The organism is Micromonospora sp. WMMA1947 (genome assembly GCF_027497355.1).
Classification (GTDB): domain Bacteria; phylum Actinomycetota; class Actinomycetes; order Mycobacteriales; family Micromonosporaceae; genus Micromonospora.
On sequence record NZ_CP114909.1, the window covers coordinates 5,632,131 to 5,649,867 of the forward strand.

Annotated in this window: 17 protein-coding genes and 2 riboswitches; of the genes, 11 read left to right on the plus strand and 6 right to left on the minus strand. The window is 74.3% G+C overall.

The annotated features are described in order from the left end of the window. The first annotated feature begins 37 nt into the window (after window positions 1–37). The gene (locus O7604_RS26580; RefSeq protein WP_281580008.1) at window positions 38–988 is read left to right on the plus strand and encodes a hypothetical protein; all 951 of its coding nucleotides are present in this window, start codon (window positions 38–40) and stop codon (window positions 986–988) included. Between the two features lie 79 nt (window positions 989–1,067). Next, on the plus strand, window positions 1,068–2,294 hold the full coding sequence (locus O7604_RS26585; RefSeq protein WP_281578151.1) for a helix-turn-helix domain-containing protein: 1,227 nt from the start codon (window positions 1,068–1,070) through the stop codon (window positions 2,292–2,294). A gap of 42 nt (window positions 2,295–2,336) precedes the next feature. Here the strand turns inward: O7604_RS26585 and O7604_RS26590 are convergent, their stop codons facing one another. Further along, window positions 2,337–2,567 carry a potassium transporter TrkA gene (locus O7604_RS26590; protein WP_269706732.1) on the minus strand — a complete coding sequence of 77 codons (231 nt, stop codon included), beginning with the start codon at window positions 2,565–2,567 and terminating at the stop codon, window positions 2,337–2,339. Window positions 2,568–3,017: 450 nt separating this feature from the next. Between O7604_RS26590 and O7604_RS26595 the strand changes: the two genes are divergently transcribed. Genes O7604_RS26595 through O7604_RS26605 form a run of 3 tightly spaced genes read left to right on the plus strand, consistent with a single transcriptional unit; the run spans window position 3,018 to window position 5,166 of the window. Continuing rightward, the gene (locus O7604_RS26595) at window positions 3,018–3,857 is read left to right on the plus strand and encodes a rod shape-determining protein (RefSeq protein WP_269706733.1); all 840 of its coding nucleotides are present in this window, start codon (window positions 3,018–3,020) and stop codon (window positions 3,855–3,857) included. Between the two features lies 1 nt (window position 3,858). Continuing rightward, the gene (locus tag O7604_RS26600; protein WP_269706734.1) at window positions 3,859–4,170 is read left to right on the plus strand and encodes a TraR/DksA C4-type zinc finger protein; all 312 of its coding nucleotides are present in this window, start codon (window positions 3,859–3,861) and stop codon (window positions 4,168–4,170) included. Between the two features lie 48 nt (window positions 4,171–4,218). Beyond that, window positions 4,219–5,166, plus strand: coding sequence for an acyltransferase domain-containing protein (locus O7604_RS26605; RefSeq protein ID WP_281578152.1), 948 nt, complete (start codon window positions 4,219–4,221; stop codon window positions 5,164–5,166). Here the strand turns inward: O7604_RS26605 and O7604_RS26610 are convergent, their stop codons facing one another. Both O7604_RS26610 and O7604_RS26615 read right to left on the minus strand, forming a co-directional pair. Beyond that, window positions 5,167–5,742, minus strand: coding sequence for an adenylate kinase (locus tag O7604_RS26610; RefSeq protein WP_269706736.1), 576 nt, complete (start codon window positions 5,740–5,742; stop codon window positions 5,167–5,169). 49 nt (window positions 5,743–5,791) lie between these two features. Then, window positions 5,792–7,015: a multidrug effflux MFS transporter gene (locus O7604_RS26615; protein WP_269706737.1), complete on the minus strand. Its 1,224-nt coding sequence runs from the start codon at window positions 7,013–7,015 to the stop codon at window positions 5,792–5,794. 432 nt (window positions 7,016–7,447) lie between these two features. Here O7604_RS26615 and abc-f point away from each other — a divergent pair, with 432 nt between their 5' ends. Beyond that, window positions 7,448–9,085, plus strand: coding sequence for a ribosomal protection-like ABC-F family protein (gene abc-f / locus O7604_RS26620; protein WP_281578153.1), 1,638 nt, complete (start codon window positions 7,448–7,450; stop codon window positions 9,083–9,085). Between the two features lie 14 nt (window positions 9,086–9,099). Here abc-f and O7604_RS26625 read toward each other — a convergent pair whose 3' ends face one another. Both O7604_RS26625 and O7604_RS26630 read right to left on the minus strand, forming a co-directional pair. Further along, window positions 9,100–10,128 (minus strand): HAMP domain-containing sensor histidine kinase, encoded by a 1,029-nt coding sequence (locus O7604_RS26625; RefSeq protein ID WP_281578154.1) that lies wholly within the window; start codon window positions 10,126–10,128, stop codon window positions 9,100–9,102. Further along, on the minus strand, window positions 10,125–10,820 hold the full coding sequence (locus tag O7604_RS26630; RefSeq protein ID WP_269706740.1) for a response regulator transcription factor: 696 nt from the start codon (window positions 10,818–10,820) through the stop codon (window positions 10,125–10,127). The genes O7604_RS26625 and O7604_RS26630 overlap by 4 nt, the downstream gene beginning before the upstream one ends. Before the next feature lie 101 nt (window positions 10,821–10,921). On the opposite strand from O7604_RS26630, the gene O7604_RS26635 reads away from it, so the two are divergent. The 3 genes from O7604_RS26635 (at window position 10,922) to O7604_RS26645 (ending at window position 13,015) form a co-directional block, all read left to right on the plus strand. After that, a complete protein-coding gene (locus tag O7604_RS26635; protein ID WP_281578155.1) occupies window positions 10,922–11,485 on the plus strand; it encodes a DM13 domain-containing protein in 564 nt (187 codons plus the stop codon). Window positions 11,486–11,537: 52 nt separating this feature from the next. Continuing rightward, window positions 11,538–11,745: riboswitch (cobalamin riboswitch) on the plus strand. A gap of 130 nt (window positions 11,746–11,875) precedes the next feature. Next, entirely contained in the window at window positions 11,876–12,388 is a 513-nt protein-coding gene (locus tag O7604_RS26640; protein WP_269706742.1) for an acyl-CoA thioesterase, read from the plus strand. A 3-nt stretch (window positions 12,389–12,391) separates the two neighbouring features. Next, window positions 12,392–13,015, plus strand: a complete 624-nt coding sequence (locus O7604_RS26645; protein ID WP_269706743.1) for a LysE family translocator — start codon at window positions 12,392–12,394, stop codon at window positions 13,013–13,015. A gap of 35 nt (window positions 13,016–13,050) precedes the next feature. Here the strand turns inward: O7604_RS26645 and O7604_RS26650 are convergent, their stop codons facing one another. Further along, window positions 13,051–13,866, minus strand: coding sequence for a PrsW family glutamic-type intramembrane protease (locus tag O7604_RS26650; protein ID WP_281578156.1), 816 nt, complete (start codon window positions 13,864–13,866; stop codon window positions 13,051–13,053). Window positions 13,867–13,986: 120 nt separating this feature from the next. Beyond that, window positions 13,987–14,203: riboswitch (cobalamin riboswitch) on the plus strand. A 177-nt stretch (window positions 14,204–14,380) separates the two neighbouring features. Between O7604_RS26650 and O7604_RS26655 the strand changes: the two genes are divergently transcribed. Further along, complete coding sequence (locus O7604_RS26655) at window positions 14,381–16,714, plus strand: ribonucleoside-diphosphate reductase subunit alpha (protein ID WP_281580009.1); 2,334 nt, start codon at window positions 14,381–14,383, stop codon at window positions 16,712–16,714. Further along, window positions 16,705–17,733, plus strand: coding sequence for a ribonucleotide-diphosphate reductase subunit beta (locus O7604_RS26660; RefSeq protein WP_281578157.1), 1,029 nt, complete (start codon window positions 16,705–16,707; stop codon window positions 17,731–17,733). The genes O7604_RS26655 and O7604_RS26660 overlap by 10 nt, the downstream gene beginning before the upstream one ends. Window positions 17,734–17,737: the final 4 nt, after the last annotated feature.

A 17,737-nucleotide genomic window follows, 5' to 3' on the forward strand; every position in this document is an offset into this window, starting at 1 on the left:
CCGGCGGCTGCCCGATAGGGTGGCCGACGTGCTGCCGATGCGAGCCGCCCTGGCGGGCACCACCGGAAACGCGATGCTGATGGGCCTCGCCGAGGTCAGCACGCCGCTGGGCTGGGTGCTGTTGCCGGGCCTGCTCGGTGTCTCGGCCCGCCCCCGGGTCGCGGCGCTGGTGTCGGCATGGGCGGGCGTGCTGGTGGTGCTGTCGGTCGTCGTACCGGTGATCCCCGGCCACCGCAGCGATCCGCAGGCCCTGCTCGCCTCCGCGGCCAGCCTGGCCGCGGTGCCGGTCCTGGCCTGGGCCCGCCGCCGGACGCGCACGGCGACCGTGGCGCGCGCCGCCGGGCCACCGGACGTCGCGGTGTTCACCGTCGCCGCCGGCCCGGGAAGCGCCGCGCTGGCGATCTGCGGCACGGCCGGGGAGATCGGCGCCGCCGTCCCGGTCCGCGGCGGCGGCCTGCGCGTCCTGCTCGGCACGGTCACCGGCGCCGCGCTGGACACGCCCGTCGGACGCCGCGCGATCGAGCAGGCGTTCCACCGGTCCGCCGCCGCGCCGCGAGGCGCACTGCCGCACCTGGTCGACGCGCTGGAGAAGGTGGTCCGCGATCTCGCCCCGGCGGGCCACCTGCGCGCCACCGTCGTGGAGGTGGACCGCGCCGGGTCGGTGCGGGCGGTGCGCTGCGGCTCGCCGGATCTCGTCGTCGCCGCCGACGGCCGGGCCGAACTCGCCGGAGTGCCGGCCGGACCGGCGATCGGGTCGACGGAGCCGGGCGAACCCGCCGTGCCCGGCCCGGTCACCGGCCGCCCGATCGCCGTCGTCGGCACCGGCTTCACCGACGCGCACGGGCAGCGCTGGCTGCGCGTACTCGATCAGGTGGCCGCCGGCGACGATCCGGCGCGGACGGCGGAGCTGCTGACCCGCGGGCCCCGGGGCGGGCGGCGGACCGGCGCGGTGCTGGTGATCGACCCGGAACCGCCGGCGCGACGATGACGCGGGCCGTGCCGGACCCGCCGCCTAGGCTGGTGCGGTGGGCCGGCGTCCGGTGCCGGCCCCGTCCGGGGAGACCACGATGACCGACAGCGTCCGCCGGCCGCCCGCGGTCGCGGGCGGCGAGGACGAGCAGTGGCTGGCCGAGGTGGCCCGTGAGGCGGGCGCCGACGCCGGCGGCGTGCCGGTGGAGCTGCTCGGCGACTACCTGCGGCTGCTGACCGACGCGGCGGTGACCGGCCGCCGCCCGCGCCGCGCCGAACTCGACGCGGTCGGCGCGCTGGGCCGGCGCGCGGCCGAGCAGGGGATCTCCGCCGGCCGCGCGGTACGCCTCTACCTGTCCGCGGCGCGGCGTGTCTGGCGGCAGCTGCCGCACCTGGACCGGTCCGACGACAGCGAGGCGGTCCGTGCCGCCGCCGACGCCGTCCTGCACGTGGTCGACACCGCGGTGGCCACGCTCGCCGAGGGGTACGCGGTGGCCCGCCGGGAACTGGTCCGGCGCGAGGAGTCGCTGCGCCGGGAACTCGTCGACGACCTGCTGCGCGGCGACTCCGACCTGGGCGGGCTGGTGGAGCGGGCCGAGCCGTTCGGCCTGGACCTGGCCCGGGTGCACCAGGTCGCCCTCGCCGCGCCCGGCCGCCGACTGCCCGACACGGAGGCGGCGATCAGCGCGCTGGAGCGGGTCATCTTCGACCGGCTCGGCGACCGCGACGTGCTGGTGGCCACGAAGGAAGGGCTGCTCGTGGTGGTCGCCCCGGCGGACCCGGTGGCCGCCGACCGGGGCCGCGACGCCGGCGCGACCGGCCACCTGGGCGCGCTCATGCACGGTGAGCTGGACCGGCTGGTGCGGGGCCGGCCGTGGCAGGTCGCGGTGGGCCGCCCGCACCCCGGCGTCTACGGCATCGCCCGCTCGTACGAGGAGGCCCGGGAGGCGCTCACCACGGCGCGGCGGCTGCACAGCGAGGCGTCCGTGATCGACGCGCACGACCTGCTGATCTACCGGGTGCTGCTGCGCGACCAGCCCGCCATGGTCGATCTGGTACGGGCGGTGCTGACGCCGCTGGCCCAGGCACGTGGCGGCGCCGAGCCGCTGCTGGACACGCTCAACGAGTACTTCACCTGCGGCGAGGTCGCCACCGAGGCGGCCCGCCGGCTGCACGTGTCGGTGCGCACCGTCACCTACCGGCTGGCCCGGATCCGGGCGCTGAGCGGCTACGACCCCGCCGACGCGCGGGACCGGTTCACGCTGCACGCCGCCGTGCTCGGCGCGCGGGCGCTGGACTGGCCGCGCCGTCCCCTGCCGGCGTAGGACCGACGCCGACGTAGGGCCGCCGCCGGTGTGACCGGCGGCTCAGGCCGGTACGGCCACCAGCTCCGGGAAGCCGAGCAGGTTGGCCAGGGCCGACGCCTCGTCGCGGGTGAGGGTGAACGTGACCATGCGGTCCGGGTCGTCCGGGTCGTCGTGGACGACGTCTCGGCGGCCGCCCACCTGGTAGTCGATCACCCCGATGCGACGGCCTTCCTCGGTGACCAGCGTGTGCCGGACCCCGATGCCGGGGAGGGTCGTACGTTCGATGATCACGGGGACCTCCTTCGGGCACGGCCGCCGAGGTGCCGCCGGAACCGGCCGGCGCTACGGCGACGCGGTGGACGTTCGAGATGGGCTCGCGACCTCCATGTGTCAACCATAGCCACGGGGGGTGGGCGAATCCGGGTTCCGGCCACCGGCAATCATTGCGCCCTTTCTTCGCCGGTGGTGCGCACTGCCGCGCGTGCCGTTCCCGGCGACGCTGGAGGTCCGAGGCGGTACCCGAGAAGCGAGGAGGTGGTGAGCATGACCCGCACGTCGATGGCTCCACCACCGGTGTTCGCCGGTCTCGTCGCGTCCCGATCTGCGAGCGGCGACCAGAAGCGCGTCTGAGCCCCGGCCCGCCGGCGCCGTCGAGTTGATCCGGCGCCCGCGTCCCCGGCCACGCCCCTCCCCCGCACGATCCACCGCCCCGTTGGGCACCCTGATCCGAAAGAGGTCGGTATGCCGCACCCTCTCACCACCATTCGCCCACCGGCCCGTACCGGCATGCTGATCGGCCGCTCCCACGGCAGCCGCCCGCCGGCGGCCGTCGACGAGGCGCCCGTCGCCGTGGACCTCGGCAGCAGCCTGCTGCGGATCTGGCTGGGCCCGGGCCGGACGCTGAGCGTCCCGCTCGGCCACGGCCTGCGCAGCCCCGTGGTCCGGCGCGGCCGGATCGTCGACGGTCCGGCCTGCGTCGCCGAGCTGCGGCGGATCCTGCGCGACCACCGCACCCCGGTGCCGGTCGGTGCGCTCGTCGTGGCCTGCCGGCCGGTGCTCGCCGCGCCGGCCGAGCAGGAGGCGACCCGGCGGGTGCTCACCGCCGTGCTCGCGCCGTCCCGGCTGCTGTTCCTGGACAGCGTCCGGGCGGGCGCCATCGGCGCCGGTGCCGCCGCCGGCACGCTGCTGGTCGCCGACATCGGCGCCCAGCTCACCGAGGTGGCGCTGCTGGAGGACGGCCGGGTGGTCGCCGCCCGCCGGGCCGACGTCGGCACCCGGGACCTCAACCACGCGACGACCGCCGCGATGCTCGCCGACACCACCGCCCGGTTGGTACGCGAGCTGCGACAGGACGCGACGCTGCGGCCCCGGGTCCGCGACGCGCTGGCCCGTGGCCCGATCGTCATCGGTGACGGCGCCACCCGGCCCGACGTGACGGCCCGCCTGGTCGCCACGCTCGGCGCGACCGTCCACCGGGCCGCGTCACCCCGTACCGCCGCGCTGACCGGCGCCGGCATGGCCGCCATCTCGGCCCTGCGACACCCGCACGACACCCCGCGCCGCCCGGAAAGGAGCGCCTGACATGACGCACGCCCTCAACCGCACCGACACGCTGCGCGAACTGCTGGACCGGCAGTTCGGCGAGTACACCGACCAGCTCACCGAGCTGACGGTGCACACGCGGCAGCCCGACCACGGCGGCCACGACCCGGACACGCTGCGCCGGCTGATCGAGACCGCCCGGCAGGGCGTCGCGGACACCGCCCAGGCGCTGAAGCGGATGTCCGAGGGCACGTACGGCGTCTGCGAGCGCTGCGGGCAGGACATCCCGACCGCCCGCCTGGAGATCCTGCCCTCGGCCCGCTTCTGCGTGCCGTGCCAGCAACGGCGCTGACCACGCACGGGGCTGTCGGAGCAGGCGCCGGCCGGTAGCGTCACCGCCATGGATGTCGATGACGTCGCCGGCCGGCTCGGCGTGCCGGCCGAGGAGGTCGACCGGGTGCGCCGGCTCGCCGGTGACCTGCCCTCGACGCCGCTGCCCTCCCGGGCGGACGCACCAGCGCTGCTGGACCGGCTCGCGGTCCGCCCCGACGACGCCGCCGAGATCCTGGCCGGCTGGCCGGAGCCCGGCTCACCACTGTGGACCCCGGAGCTGCGCTGGCTGCTGGACCGCTCGATCGCCCTGGTCCGCGCCGACCTCGGCGGCTTCGGCTGGCCGCCACCGGGCCCGGCGCTGCCCCGCGACCGGGGCCCGGCCTGGCGGCACCTCTACGCGTACGAGTACCTCGCCCTGGTCGACGTGACCCGGGCCTACCACCGCGACCACGGCGTCCCCGACGACGTGTCCTGGACGACGCTCGCCGACCTGGGCAACAACCTCGCTGTCGACCGGCGGATGAACGGTGAGGGCTGGCCGGTCATGCAGAGCTGGCTGACGCTGCACGTGCGCGGTGGCCTCTACGAGCTGGGCCGGCTCCAGCACCAGCGCGGCGACGGCGACGCGATCGGCCTGCACATCCCGGACTCGGGACCGCTCCCCCCGGAGGCGGTCGACGCGTCGCTGGAACGGGCCCGCGCGTTCTTCCCGCGCCACTTCCCCGGCGAGCGCTACACCGCGTTCTCCCGCGGCTCCTGGCTGCTCGACCCGCAGTTACGCGAATACCTGCCGGAGGACTCCAACATCATCCGGTTCCAGCGGCGGTTCGCCGTGGAGCCCTACCAGGACCTGCCCGGGCTGGACGGCGACGTCGAGGTGCTGCGGTTCGTGTTCCGCACCCTGGACACGCCGCTGGACCGGCTGCCGCGCCGCACCGCGCTGCAGCGCGCGGTGATCGACCACCTGCGGGCGGGCCGGCACTGGCAGTGGCGCCAGGGCCGCTTCCCGATGTAGTCACGTCAGCGGTCGCAGGCCGCTGCGATCCGGCCCGGCCCGCGGCGTCACCGGCGCTCCGCGCGCCAGCCAGTCGTCGAGAGCGGCCGGATCGTCGAACAGCAGCACCGACGGCCCGGCCGGGTCGGCCGCCCAGGCCCGCATCCGCCGCCGCGCCCGGCCGAACCCGGTCAGGTGCCACACCAGGACGGAGTCCCGGGACAGCACGCTGCCCAGCGTCTCCCGGTTGCCGTTGCAGATCTGCTCCCCGCTGGCCAGACGCCCGAGCGTGCGGCGCAGCAGCCGCCGGAACGAGACCCCGCGCGGATAGTCCAGGCCGATCACCAGGTCGGCGCGGCCGAGGACGACGTCCCGCCAGCCGTGGTAGGCGCCGTCGAGGATCCACCTGTCGCGCCGGCAGATCGCGTCGATCCGGCGACGCTGCTCGGCCACCGGCACCTCGACCCAGCCGGGCTCCCACAGCAGGTCGTCGACCGGATACCAGGGCAGGCCGAACCGCTGCGCCAGCAGCGCGGCGAGCGTCGACTTGCCGGAGCCGTGGACGCCCTCGACCAGGATGCGGGCCGGGGGGTTCATGGCAGCAGCGTAGGCACCGCGCGCACGCGGCGCGATCCGGGCGGCCCGGTCAGTGCGCGACAGCGACCGCCGGATCCGCCTCCAGGCCGGCGAGCTGCGAGGGCCGTACCACGACCAGCAGCACCAGCAGCGCCGCCACCATCCCGCCGGCCACCACCAGGGCCATCGCCACCGCGCCGGTGCCGAGCACGCCCACCAGCGGCGCGGCGACCGCGCCCACGCCGAACTGCACCGCACCGAGCAGCGCGGACGCGGTGCCGGCCGCCTCGCCGTGGCGGGACAGGGCAAGCGCCGGTGCGTTCGGCATGGCCAGACCCGCCGCCGCCAGCACCACCCACAGCGACACCAGCAGCGCGGGCAGCCCGCCGAACCCGGTCGCGGCGAACACCAGCAGCGCCAGCCCGGCCACCGTGCCCCCCACCAGCGAGGCCACCAGGATCCACTGGGACGAGTAGCGACGCAGCAGCCGCACGTTGTACTGGGTCGCGCCGATCAGGCCCACCGCCCCCGCACCGAACGCCAGCCCGAACTCCTGCTCGTCGAGGCCGTAGGTGTCCTGGAGGACGAACGACGAGCCGGCGACGTACGCGAACAGCGCCGCCATGGCCAGGCCGGCCACCAGGACCAGGCCGACGAAGACCCGGTCACGCAGCAGCCCGCCGTAGTTCAGCACCGTCGCCACGACCCCGCCGCGCTGACGGCGCGCGGGCGGCAGCGTCTCCGGCAGGGCGAGCGTGGCCAGCACGACGAGCAGCACCCCGAAGACGCCCAGGGCCACGAACACGCCACGCCAGTCGGTCCACCGCAGCACACCGCCGCCCAGCGTCGGGGCGAGGACCGGCGCCGCGCCCATCACCAGCAGCAGCCGGGACAGCATGGTCGCGAACGCCGACCCGCTGAACAGGTCACGCACCACCGCCATCGCCACCACCGCGGTCGCGGCGACACCGAGGCCCTGCACGACGCGCAGGACGCCGAGGACGGCGATGTTCGGGGCGACGACGCACAGCGCCGAGGCCACGATGTGCAGGAGGAGACCGGCGATCAGCGGACGCCGCCGCCCGACCGCGTCCGACAGCGGCCCGATCAGCAGCTGCCCGACGGCGAGCCCGGCCAGCGTCCCGGTGAGCGTCAGCTGGACCGCCGCCGACGTGGTCGCGAAGTCCGTGACGATCGCGGGCAGCGCGGGCAGGTACATGTCGATGGTCAGCGGACCCACGGCGATCAGCGAGCCGAGGACGAGCACGAGCCTCAGGCGCCGGCCTCGGCTCATCAGGTCGCCCGGGGTGGGCGTCGGGGTGGCATCGGTCGTCTGGGTTACTTCCGTCCGGCCGACGTGCGACCGGGCGGAAGAGGGTGCGGCACTCACACCCTGAGTCAAATGCGCCTCCGGTGATCACATTCCCGTCTCGGCGAGAGGTAACGCAGGTCACGCCGCTGCGGCGCGGTTTCCGGCGCGACCGGCGGGCGCGCAACGTCGTTGCACGGTGTACCGGCACGATCTAGGCTCGGACGGTCCGAGAAGCAGGGAGACCAGACATGACGGGCGACGACGACATCTCCGGGTGAGCCCCGCAGATGCGACAGACCACCGGCACGCGCGAGTCAGCGCCGAACGCCGTGGTCGCCTCGTCCTTCCCCGAGACCATGTCCCCCGCCGGGCGGCTGAGGTCCGCCCGCCCTCACCTTCGAGGTCGTCTTCCCGATGTCCGACTCCTACGTCGTCTGCTCGAACCTGACCTTCTCCTGGCCGGACGACACCCCGGTCTTCCAGAACCTCTCCTTCACGCTCGGCGGCGGCCGGACCGGACTGGTCGCGCCGAACGGTGCCGGCAAGAGCACGCTGCTCAAGCTGATCGCCGGCGAGTACCGGCCGGCCGCCGGGTCGGTCACCGTCGACGGCGTGCTGGGCTACCTCCCGCAGACCCTGCCGCTCGCCGCCGACCTCACCGTGGCGCAGGTGCTGGAGATCGCCCCGCTGATCGCGGCGCTGCACGCCATCGAGGCCGGCGACGCCGACGAGAAGCACTTCACCACCATCGGCAACGACTGGGACATCGAGGAGCGTACCCGCGCCCAACTCGACCGGCTCGGTCTCGGCGACCTCGCCTTCGACCGGCGCCTGGGCACGCTCAGCGGTGGGCAGGTGGTCTCCCTCGGCCTGGCGGCGCAACTGCTGAAGCAGCCCGACGTGCTGCTGCTGGACGAGCCGACGAACAACCTCGACCTGGACGCCCGGCGCCGGCTCTACGACGTGCTGGAGCAGTGGCACGGCTGCCTGCTGCTGGTCAGCCACGACCGGGCGCTGCTGGACCGGATGGACCGCATCGCCGAACTCGACCGCGGCGAGATGCGGTTCCACGGCGGCAACTTCACCGCGTACGAGGCGGCCGTGCGGGCGGCGCAGGAGGTGGCGGAGAAGAACGTCCGCAGCGCCGAGCAGGAACTCAAGCGGGAGAAGCGCGAGTTGCAGGAGGCCCGCGAGCGGGCAGCCCGCCGAGCCGGCAACGCCGCCCGCAACCTCAAGAACGCGGGTCTGGCGAGGATCGTCGCCGGCGGCCTGAAGCGGGACGCGCAGGTGTCCGCGGGCAAGGCGAACGAGATGCACTCGGGACGGGTCGACGACGCCCGGGCTCGGCTCGACGAGGCCGAGCGGGCCCTGCGCAACGAGCAGACGATCACGGTGGAACTGCCCGCCACCACCGTGCCGGCCGGACGCACCCTCCTGAGCGCCGAGCGGGTCCGGATCCGGCACGGCGGGCGGCACCTGTTCGCCGCCGACGGCGTCGACCTGACGATCCGCGGTCCGGAACGGATCGCCCTGCTCGGCGCCAACGGCGTCGGCAAGTCCACCCTGCTGCGCCTGATCGCCGGCGACCTGGAACCCGACAGCGGCCGGATCACGCGCGCCGACGGCCGCATCGCGTACCTGTCGCAGCGGCTGGACCTGCTGGACCTGGACCGGACCGTGGCGGAGAACCTGGCCGCGTTCGCGCCGCAGGCCCCCGACGCGCAGCGGATGAACCTGCTCGCCCGCTTCCTGTTCCGCGGCCCGCGAGCGCACCTTCCGGTCGGGGTGCTCTCCGGCGGTGAGCGGCTGCGCGCCACACTGGCCTGCGTCCTGGGCGCCGAACCCGCGCCGCATCTCCTCCTGCTCGACGAGCCGACGAACAACCTCGACCTGGTCAGCGTCGGTCAGTTGGAGGGCGCGCTCGACGCGTACCGCGGCGCACTGCTGGTGGTCAGCCACGACGAGCGGTTCCTCACCGCGATCAACGTCGGCCGCTGGCTGCGCCTGGCCGACGGGCGTCTGGTGGAGACCGGTCCCCCGGACGCCGGCTGACCGGCCCGGGCCGGTCAGACCGCCGGCAGGCGGACCACGAACCGGCACCCGCCGGTGACGTTGTGCGCGTGCACCCGCCCGCCGTGCGCCTCCACCAGCCCGCGCACGATCGCCAGCCCCAGCCCGCCGCCGGCCGGCGCCGCCTCGCCGGTGCCGGCCGGTACGGGGGTACGGGCCCGGGTCCCCCGGAACGCCACGTCGAACACCCGGGGCAGGTCCGCCTCCGGGATGCCGCCGCAGGTGTCGGAGACGGCGAGCCACGCGTCGGTGTCCTCCCGGCCGGCGTCGATGCGGACAGTGCCGTCCGGTGGCGTGTACCGCACCGAGTTGACCAGCAGGTTCGTCACGACGCGGGCGAGTTCGGCCTCGGCCGCCCGGACGGTCGGCCAGCCGGTCTCCGGGGCGACGACACGCACCCGCCGGTCGGCGGCCAGCGGCGCGGTGGCGGCGATCGCGTCGGACACGACGTCACCGAGCGGCACCGGGGACAGCGCGGGCCGCAGCGCTCCGGCGTTGATCCGGGACAGCTCGAACAGGTCGTCGACCAGGCGCGTCATCCGGTCCGTCTCGACCCGGATCCGGCGGTGGTACTCGGCCACCGCCGCCGGCTCGTCGACCACCCGGTCCTCCAGCGCCTCCGCCATCGCCCGCAGGCCCGCGAGCGGCGTACGCAGGTCGTGGGAGACCCACGCGACCAGCTCGCGGCGGCCGGCCTCCAGCTGCCGTTCCCGCTGCCGGGCCTGGTCGGCCCAGACCGCCGCCTGCGCGAGCCGGCGGGCGAACGCCACCCCGACGGCCAGGCTGACCGCCGCGGACGCCGCGACCGTCACGAGGACGACCTGGAGGTCGTGCGCGGACAGGAACATGGCCTGGGCGACGGCGGTGACGCCGGCCGTCACCGAGGCGATCGTGACCGCGAGCAGCACCGCGATGTGCGCGAGGATCGACCGGCGGCGCACCAGCCGCAGCGCGCAGGCGCCGAGCGCGCCGACGACCGCGCCGGCCAGCAGGGCGTAGAAACCGATGACCAGCAGCTCGTTCACCGGGACTCCTGCGGCTCGTAGCGGTAGCCGACGCCCCACACGGTGACGATGCGCCGGGGCTGCGCGGGGCAGTCCTCGATCTTCTCCCGCAGCCGGCGGACGTGGACGGTGACAGTGGACTGGTCGCCGAACCGCCAGCCCCACACGCGGTCCAGCAGTTCGGCTCGCGACCACGCGCGCCCCGGATTGGCCAGCAGGAACGCGAGCAGGTCGAACTCCCGTACGGTCAGGCCGAGCGGCCGCCCGCCGCGTTCGGCGATGCGGCGGTCGATGTCCGCGGTGAGGTCGCCGTCGCGCAGCACCCCTGCCGGTCCCCGGTCGGGCGGGGCCGCGCGCCGCAGCACCGACCTGATGCGCAGCACCAGTTCGCGCGGCGAGAACGGCTTGGTCACGTAGTCGTCCGCGCCGACCTCCAGCCCGGCGACCCGGTCCGCCTCGTCCCCGAGCGCGGTGAGCATGACCACCGGCAGGCCGGGCAGCCGGCGACGCAGCCGCCGGCACACCTCGATGCCGTCGAGACCCGGCATCATCAGGTCGAGGACCACCAGGTCGGGCGGCTCCTGCTCGGCGGCGGCGAGCGCGTCGGCCCCGTCGAAGGACAGCCGGACCCGGCAGCCGTCCTGTTCCAGATACCGCCGGACGACGTCGCTCACCGTCCGGTCGTCGTCGACGACGAGCACGTAGCGCCCCATGCGCCAGACGCTACCCACCGGCGTCCCGGCACGGCGGCCCGCGGTCGACCCGTAAGCGGACGGAAAGATCTTTGCGGCGGGTCCGGGCCTACCGTCGGAGCATGGGCAGAAAGCGTGTGGTGTTGGCGGGGCTCGCTGTCGTGGCCGTCACCGGTCTCGCGGTGGGTCTGTACCTGTTCCAGCCGTGGCGGCTGGTGACCGACCGTGAGGTACGCGAGGCGCTGCCGTCGGTGACGGAACCGCAGCCGGCCGGCACGAGCGGCCCGCCGCCGACCGCCGCACCGCCCGCCGACGTGGTCCTCGCCGCCGGGGACTTCGTCACACACGAGCACGACACGTCGGGCCGGGCGCAGCTGGTCCGTCTCGCCGACGGCCGCCGCCAGCTGCTCCTGCGCGGACTGGACACGTCGGACGGTCCGGACCTGCGGGTCTGGCTCACCGACCGGAAGGTGCTGCCCGGCCGGGCGGGCTGGCAGGTGTTCGACGACGGCCGCTGGGTCGAGTTGGGCCGGCTCAAGGGCAACATCGGCGACCAGGTGTACGACATCCCGGCGTCGGTGGACCTGGACGGGCTGCGCAGCGTGTCGATCTGGTGCAAGCGGTTCGCGGTGTCGTTCGGCGCGGCGCCGCTGGCCGCCGCGGGAAGCGGCTCGACACCGTCGTGACGCCCCGGGGCCGGCCCGCCGGGTGGGCTCCGGGAGGAGGCGAGGGCTGGGCTACGCTGCGGGAAGCGCTGGTTCACCCGGTCGGCGACGGCCGGGTGTCGTAAGAGGGAACCCGGTGGGAATCCGGGACTGCCCCGCAGCGGTGAGTGGGAACGACCGCCGTCAACAGCACTGGGCCACGGCCTGGGAAGCGACGGCCAGTAGGCGACCTCGTGTCACGCCCGCGAGTCCGAAGACCTGCCCGCGTCGCGCGTACCACCGGTGCGCGCCGCCGTCGACCTCGCGGGTGGGTCGGGCGGGTGACACGCCGCGCGGTACGCCGTCGGCGTGCCCTCGACGTGCACACCCCGGCCGGTCGGCGGTCCGCTTCTGCGAGGACGGAACCGCACTGTGCCCGACACCATCACGCTCACCGGCCGACCACCGTCGGCCTCGCACCTGACCCTGTCGCAGATCATGGACCAGCACCACACCAACCTGATGGGCACTGTGCACGGCGGGCGCATCCTCAACCTGATCGACTCGGTCGCCGGGGTGGTCGCCGCCCGCCACTCCGACGGTCCGGCCGTCACCGCCGCCATCGACGAGACCGCGTTCCTGCGCGCCGTGCGCGTCGGGGACGTGGTGCACGTGGACGCCCGGATCACCTGGGCCGGCCGCAGCTCGATGGAGGTGGCGGTGAAGGTCAGCGCGGATCGGTGGGACCGCGCGGTGCCGCCGGTGGACGTGGCGACCGCGCACCTGGTGATGGTGGCGGTGGACGACGACGGCCGGCCCCGGCCGGTGCCGCCGCTGCGCACCGAGACCGACGGCGACCGGCGGCGCTACCGGGAGGCGCAGATCCGGCGCGAACACCGGCTGGCGCTGCGCCGGGCCCTGCTCGACGGCGCCGGGGAGGGCTGAGCGGTGCTCGGACTCTCCGCCGCCACGCTCGCGGGTTATCTGGCCGCGATCGTGGTGCTCATGCTCACCCCGGGGCCGGACATGATGTTCGTGCTCGCGAACGCCACCCGGTACGGCGCGCGGGCGGGCGCGGTGGCCGCGCTCGGCGTCGCCGCCGGGGAGGCGGTGCACGTCGCCGCCGTGGTGGCCGGGCTCGCCACCGTCATCGCCGCGTCCCCGGTGCTGTTCACCGCGATCCGGTGGGCCGGGGCGGCGTACCTGATCGTGCTGGGCCTGCGGGCGCTGCGCGGCGCCGGCCGGCCCGGCGCCGCCGCCGACCGGCCGGACGGCGGGGGCGGCCGGGCGTTCCGGCGCGGGCTGCTGACGAACCTGCTCAACCCGAAGATGATCCTGTTCAGCGTGGCGTTCCTGCCGCAGTTCGTCCGGCCCGAGGCGGGCCCGGTCGCGGCGCAGCTGGTGCTGCTCGGCGTGCTGTTCGTCGCGGTGCAGCTCACCGTGGACCTGGCGCTCGGCGTGGGCGCCGGGCGGTTCGCCCGCCGGTGGGGCGACAGCCGCTGGTCGCGGCGGGTCGACCGGCTCTGCGCTGTCGCCTTCGTCGCGCTCGGTGTCCGGCTGGCCGCCGGCTGACGGGCTGCGGGCGGGCGCGGCGCCGGGCGGCCGGCTCAGCCGGGATGCGCTGCCGTCTCCCGGGACGCCGGCACGACCGGCGTCCCGGACGCGGGCGGCCGCTCGCGGTCCAGGTGCAGGCGCAGCAGCAACCAGCCCAGTGAGACGCCGCCGATGAACACGTACGCGGGCTGGGTGCCGAAGGTGTCCCAGCAGGTGTGCAGCGTGACGGCGGCGGCGAAGGTGAGCAGGAACGCCGCCAGCTTCCGGCCGCCGGGCGCGGCGGCGAACGCGAACAACGCGGCGGCGGTCAGCCCGGTCCAGGCCAGGTGCGCGGCGGGCGCGGTGAGGCCGCGTACCAGCAGCGTCTGCTCGACCTCGCCGAGGTTGCCCTGCGATCCGACGAACGCGGCGAACGCGTAGCCCATGGTTTCCAACGCGGCGAACCCGGCGCCGGAGGCCACGCCGATCACCAGCCCTTCCGCCGGTGACCGGTGCCGGTGCCACAGCAGCAGGATGCCGGCCGGCACGATCAGCTTCGCGGTCTCCTCGGCCAGGCCGACGAGCGCCATCGGCAGGACGCCGAGCCGGTGCAGCGCGTCGTACTCCAGCCAGCCCGCCGCGACCACGCCGATCACGCCGCCGAGCAGCGCGGCGACGCCGACGACGGAACCGGGGACGGGGCGGCGGCCCGGGCGGCTCTGGGCGAAGGCCAGGAACGTGGCCGGGGCGACGGACGCGCCGAGCAGGATCAGCGCCGGCACGAACGTGACGGTGCCGGTGCCGGCCAGTGTCTCCAGCACCAGCAGGTGGAGCCCGACGCCGACGAGCAGGACCGCCACCCACGCCCAGCGGCGTCCGGTATTCCCCATACGCCGAGTATCGCGCCCGGCGGCCAGCGCCGGCATCGGGGGTAGGCACTGTGGACAGTGAGATCCATCCGACACGCCCGACACGACATCTGGTGTTGCCCAACCGCCCTCACCGCCATATATGGTGGTGCCGCAGCTGGTTCGGCCGAGCCCTCACGGGCGGGGCCGAGGCAAGAGGGAACCCGGTGGGAATCCGGGACTGCCCCGCAGCGGTGAGTGGGAACGACAGCCGTCAACAGCACTGGGCCACCGGCCTGGGAAGCGACGGCCGGTAGGCGACCGGCGACCCCGGTCGGGCCCACGAGTCCGAAGACCTGCCAGCGCGCCGTGCGCCTCCGCGTACGGCGGTCGGAGGTCGCGCGGGACGACCGACGCCAGCAGCCGGGCCGGCCCTGCGCCGCGCCCGTTGGCGTCTCCCGCCGTCTCCGGACGGTGACAGCGAGGAGAGGTCATGACGGTCGTGCAGGAGAGTCCCCCGTCCACCGGCGGCGGGTCCGAGCCCCGCCGGCTCGCGATGCGGGTACGCAAGCGGGACGGCGACACCGAGCCGGTGGACGTCAACAAGATCGTGCGGGCGGTCGAGCGCTGGGTCGCCGACCTGGACGAGGTGGACCCGCTGCGGGTGGCCACGAAGACGATCAGCGGGCTCTACGACGGGGCGACCACCGCCGAGCTGGACCGGTTGTCGATCCAGACCGCGGCGGAGCTGATCGGCGAGGAGCCGCAGTACTCGAAGCTGGCGGCGCGGCTGCTGGCCGCGTACGTGGACAAGGAGGTCCGCGGTCAGGGCGTGGCGAGCTTCAGCCAGTCGATCGCGTACGCCCACGGGCTTGGGCTGATCGGCGACGAGACGGCCGCGTTCGTGGCCCGGCACGCACGCAAGCTCGACGACGCCGTGGACCCGGACGGTGACCGGCGGTTCGAGTACTTCGGACTGCGTACCGTGGCGGACCGCTACCTGCTGCGGCACCCGCAGACGCGGCTGGTGGTGGAGACGCCGCAGTACTGGCTGCTGCGGGTGGCCTGCGGGCTGTCCCGCACCCCCGGCGAGGCGGTCGGGTTCTACCGGCTGATGTCCAGCCTGGCCTACCTGCCCAGCTCCCCCACGCTGTTCAACTCCGGCACCCGGCACACCCAGATGTCGTCGTGCTTCCTGGTCGACTCGCCGCGCGACGAGCTGGACTCGATCTACGAGCGGTACCACCAGGTGGCGAAGCTGTCGAAGTTCTCCGGCGGGATCGGCATCGCCTGGTCGCGGGTGCGCGGCCGGGGCGCGCTGATCCGGGGCACCAACGGCCGGTCCAACGGCATCGTGCCGTTCCTCAAGACACTCGACGCCGGGGTGGCGGCGGTCAACCAGGGCGGCCGGCGCAAGGGCGCGGCCTGCGTCTACCTGGAGCCGTGGCACCCGGACGTGGAGGAGTTCCTGGAGCTGCGGGACAACACCGGCGAGGAGTCCCGGCGTACGCACAACCTCAACCTGGCCAACTGGATCCCGGACGAGTTCATGCGCCGGGTCGAGGCCGACGGCGAGTGGTCGCTGGTCGACCCGTCGGACGCCCCGGAACTGCCCGACCTGTACGGCGAGGCGTTCGACGCCGCGTACCGGGCGGCGGAGAAGAACGCGGTGCGCACGGTGAAGGCCCGGGATCTGTACGGGCGGATGATGCGCACGCTCGCGCAGACCGGCAACGGCTGGATGACGTTCAAGGACGCCGCGAACCGGCTGTCCAACCAGACCGGTGAGCCGGGCAACGTGATCCACCTGTCCAACCTGTGCACGGAGATCCTGGAGGTCAACGACGACGCCGAGACCGCGGTGTGCAACCTCGGCTCGGTGAACCTCGGCGCCCACGTCACCGCCGACGGGGTGGACTGGGAGCGGCTGCGCGCCACGGTGCGTACGGCGGTGGTCTTCCTCGACCGGGTGATCGACATCAACTACTACCCGGCCGAGCAGGCGGCGGCGTCCAACCCGCGCTGGCGGCCAGTCGGGCTCGGGCTGATGGGGTTGCAGGACGCGTTCTTCACGCTGCGCCTGCCGTTCGACTCCGCCGAGGCGAAGGAGTTGTCCACCCGCGTGCAGGAGGAGATCCTGCTGACCGCGCTGGAGACCTCCGCCGGGCTGGCCGAGCGGTTCGGCCCGCATCCGGCGTACCCGCAGACCCGGGCCGCCAAGGGTGACCTGCACCCGGACCTGTGGGGCGCGGAGCCGGCGCAGACCGGCCGGTGGGCGGCGCTGCGCGAGCGGATCGCCGCAGGCGGGCTGCGCAACTCGCTGCTGGTGGCGATCGCGCCGACCGCCACCATCGCCTCCATCGCCGGCTGCTACGAGTGCGTCGAGCCGCAGGTGTCCAACCTGTTCAAGCGCGAGACCATGTCCGGGGAGTTCCTGCAGGTCAACACGTACCTGGTGCGGGAGTTGAAGGCGCGCGGGCTGTGGACGCCGCAGGTCCGCGACCGGATCAAGCGGGCCGAGGGCTCGGTGCAGGACATCACCGAGCTGCCCGCGCCGGTGCGGGAGCTGTTCCGCACCGCCTGGGAGCTGCCGCAGCGGGCGCTGATCGACCTGGCCGCGGCGCGGGCGCCGTTCGTCGACCAGTCCCAGTCGCTGAACCTGTTCCTGAGCGCGCCGACCATCGGCAAGCTGTCCTCGATGTACCTGTACGCCTGGAAGGCCGGGCTGAAGACCACCTACTACCTGCGATCCCGTCCCGCCACCCGCATCCAGCAGGCCACCGTCGCCCCGGTGCTCGCCCCGGTCGCCGGCGTAGTCTCCGCCGTGAGCGACGACGAGGCGCTGGCCTGTTCCCTGGAGAACCCCGAGAGCTGCGAGGCATGCCAGTGACCACCACCGCACCGACCCGGCACATGCTGCTCGACCCCGGCATGGACCTGACCCTGCGGCCGATGCGCTACCCGCGCTTCTTCGACCGGTTCAAGGACGCCATCAAGAACACCTGGACGGTCGAGGAGGTCGACCTGCACGGAGACCTCGCCGACCTGGCGAAGCTGTCGGCGGCGGAACGGCACCTGGTGTCGCGGCTGGTGGCGTTCTTCGCCACCGGCGACACCATCGTCGCCAACAACCTGGTGCTCAACCTCTACCAGCACGTCAACTCGCCCGAGGGCCGGCTCTACCTGTCCCGGCAGCTGTTCGAGGAGGCGGTGCACGTCCAGTTCTACCTCAACCTGCTCGACACGTACGTGCCGGACGAGAAGGAACGGTTCGCCGCGTTCGCCGCGGTGGAGAACATCCCGTCGATCGCCCGCAAGGCCGAGTTCTGCTTCCGGTGGATCGACTCCATCTTCGAGCTGCGGGAACTGCGGACCCGGGCGGACCGGCGGGCGTTCCTGCTCAACCTGATCTGCTTCGCCGCGTGCATCGAGGGCCTGTTCTTCTACGGCGCGTTCGCCTACGTCTACTTCCTGCGCTCCCGGGGCCTGCTCAACGGGCTGGCCTCCGGCACCAACTGGGTGTTCCGGGACGAGTCGATGCACATGGCGTTCGCCTTCGACGTGGTGGAGACCGTACGCGCCGAGGAGCCGGACCTGTTCGACGACGAGATGCAGCGGCAGGTGCGGGAGATGCTGGCCGAGGCGGTGGAGTGCGAGGTGAGCTTCGCCGAGGACCTGCTCGGGAAGGGGGTGCCCGGGATGTCGCTGGCCGACATGCGCGAGTACCTCCAGCACGTGGCCGACCGGCGCCTGGCGGTGCTCGGCATCGCGCCGATGTACGGCAGCGGCAACCCGTTCGCGTTCATGGAGTTGCAGGACGTGCAGGAGCTGTCCAACTTCTTCGAGCGCCGGGTGTCGGCGTACCAGGTCGGGGTGACCGGCAGCGTCACGTTCGACGACGACTTCTGAGCCG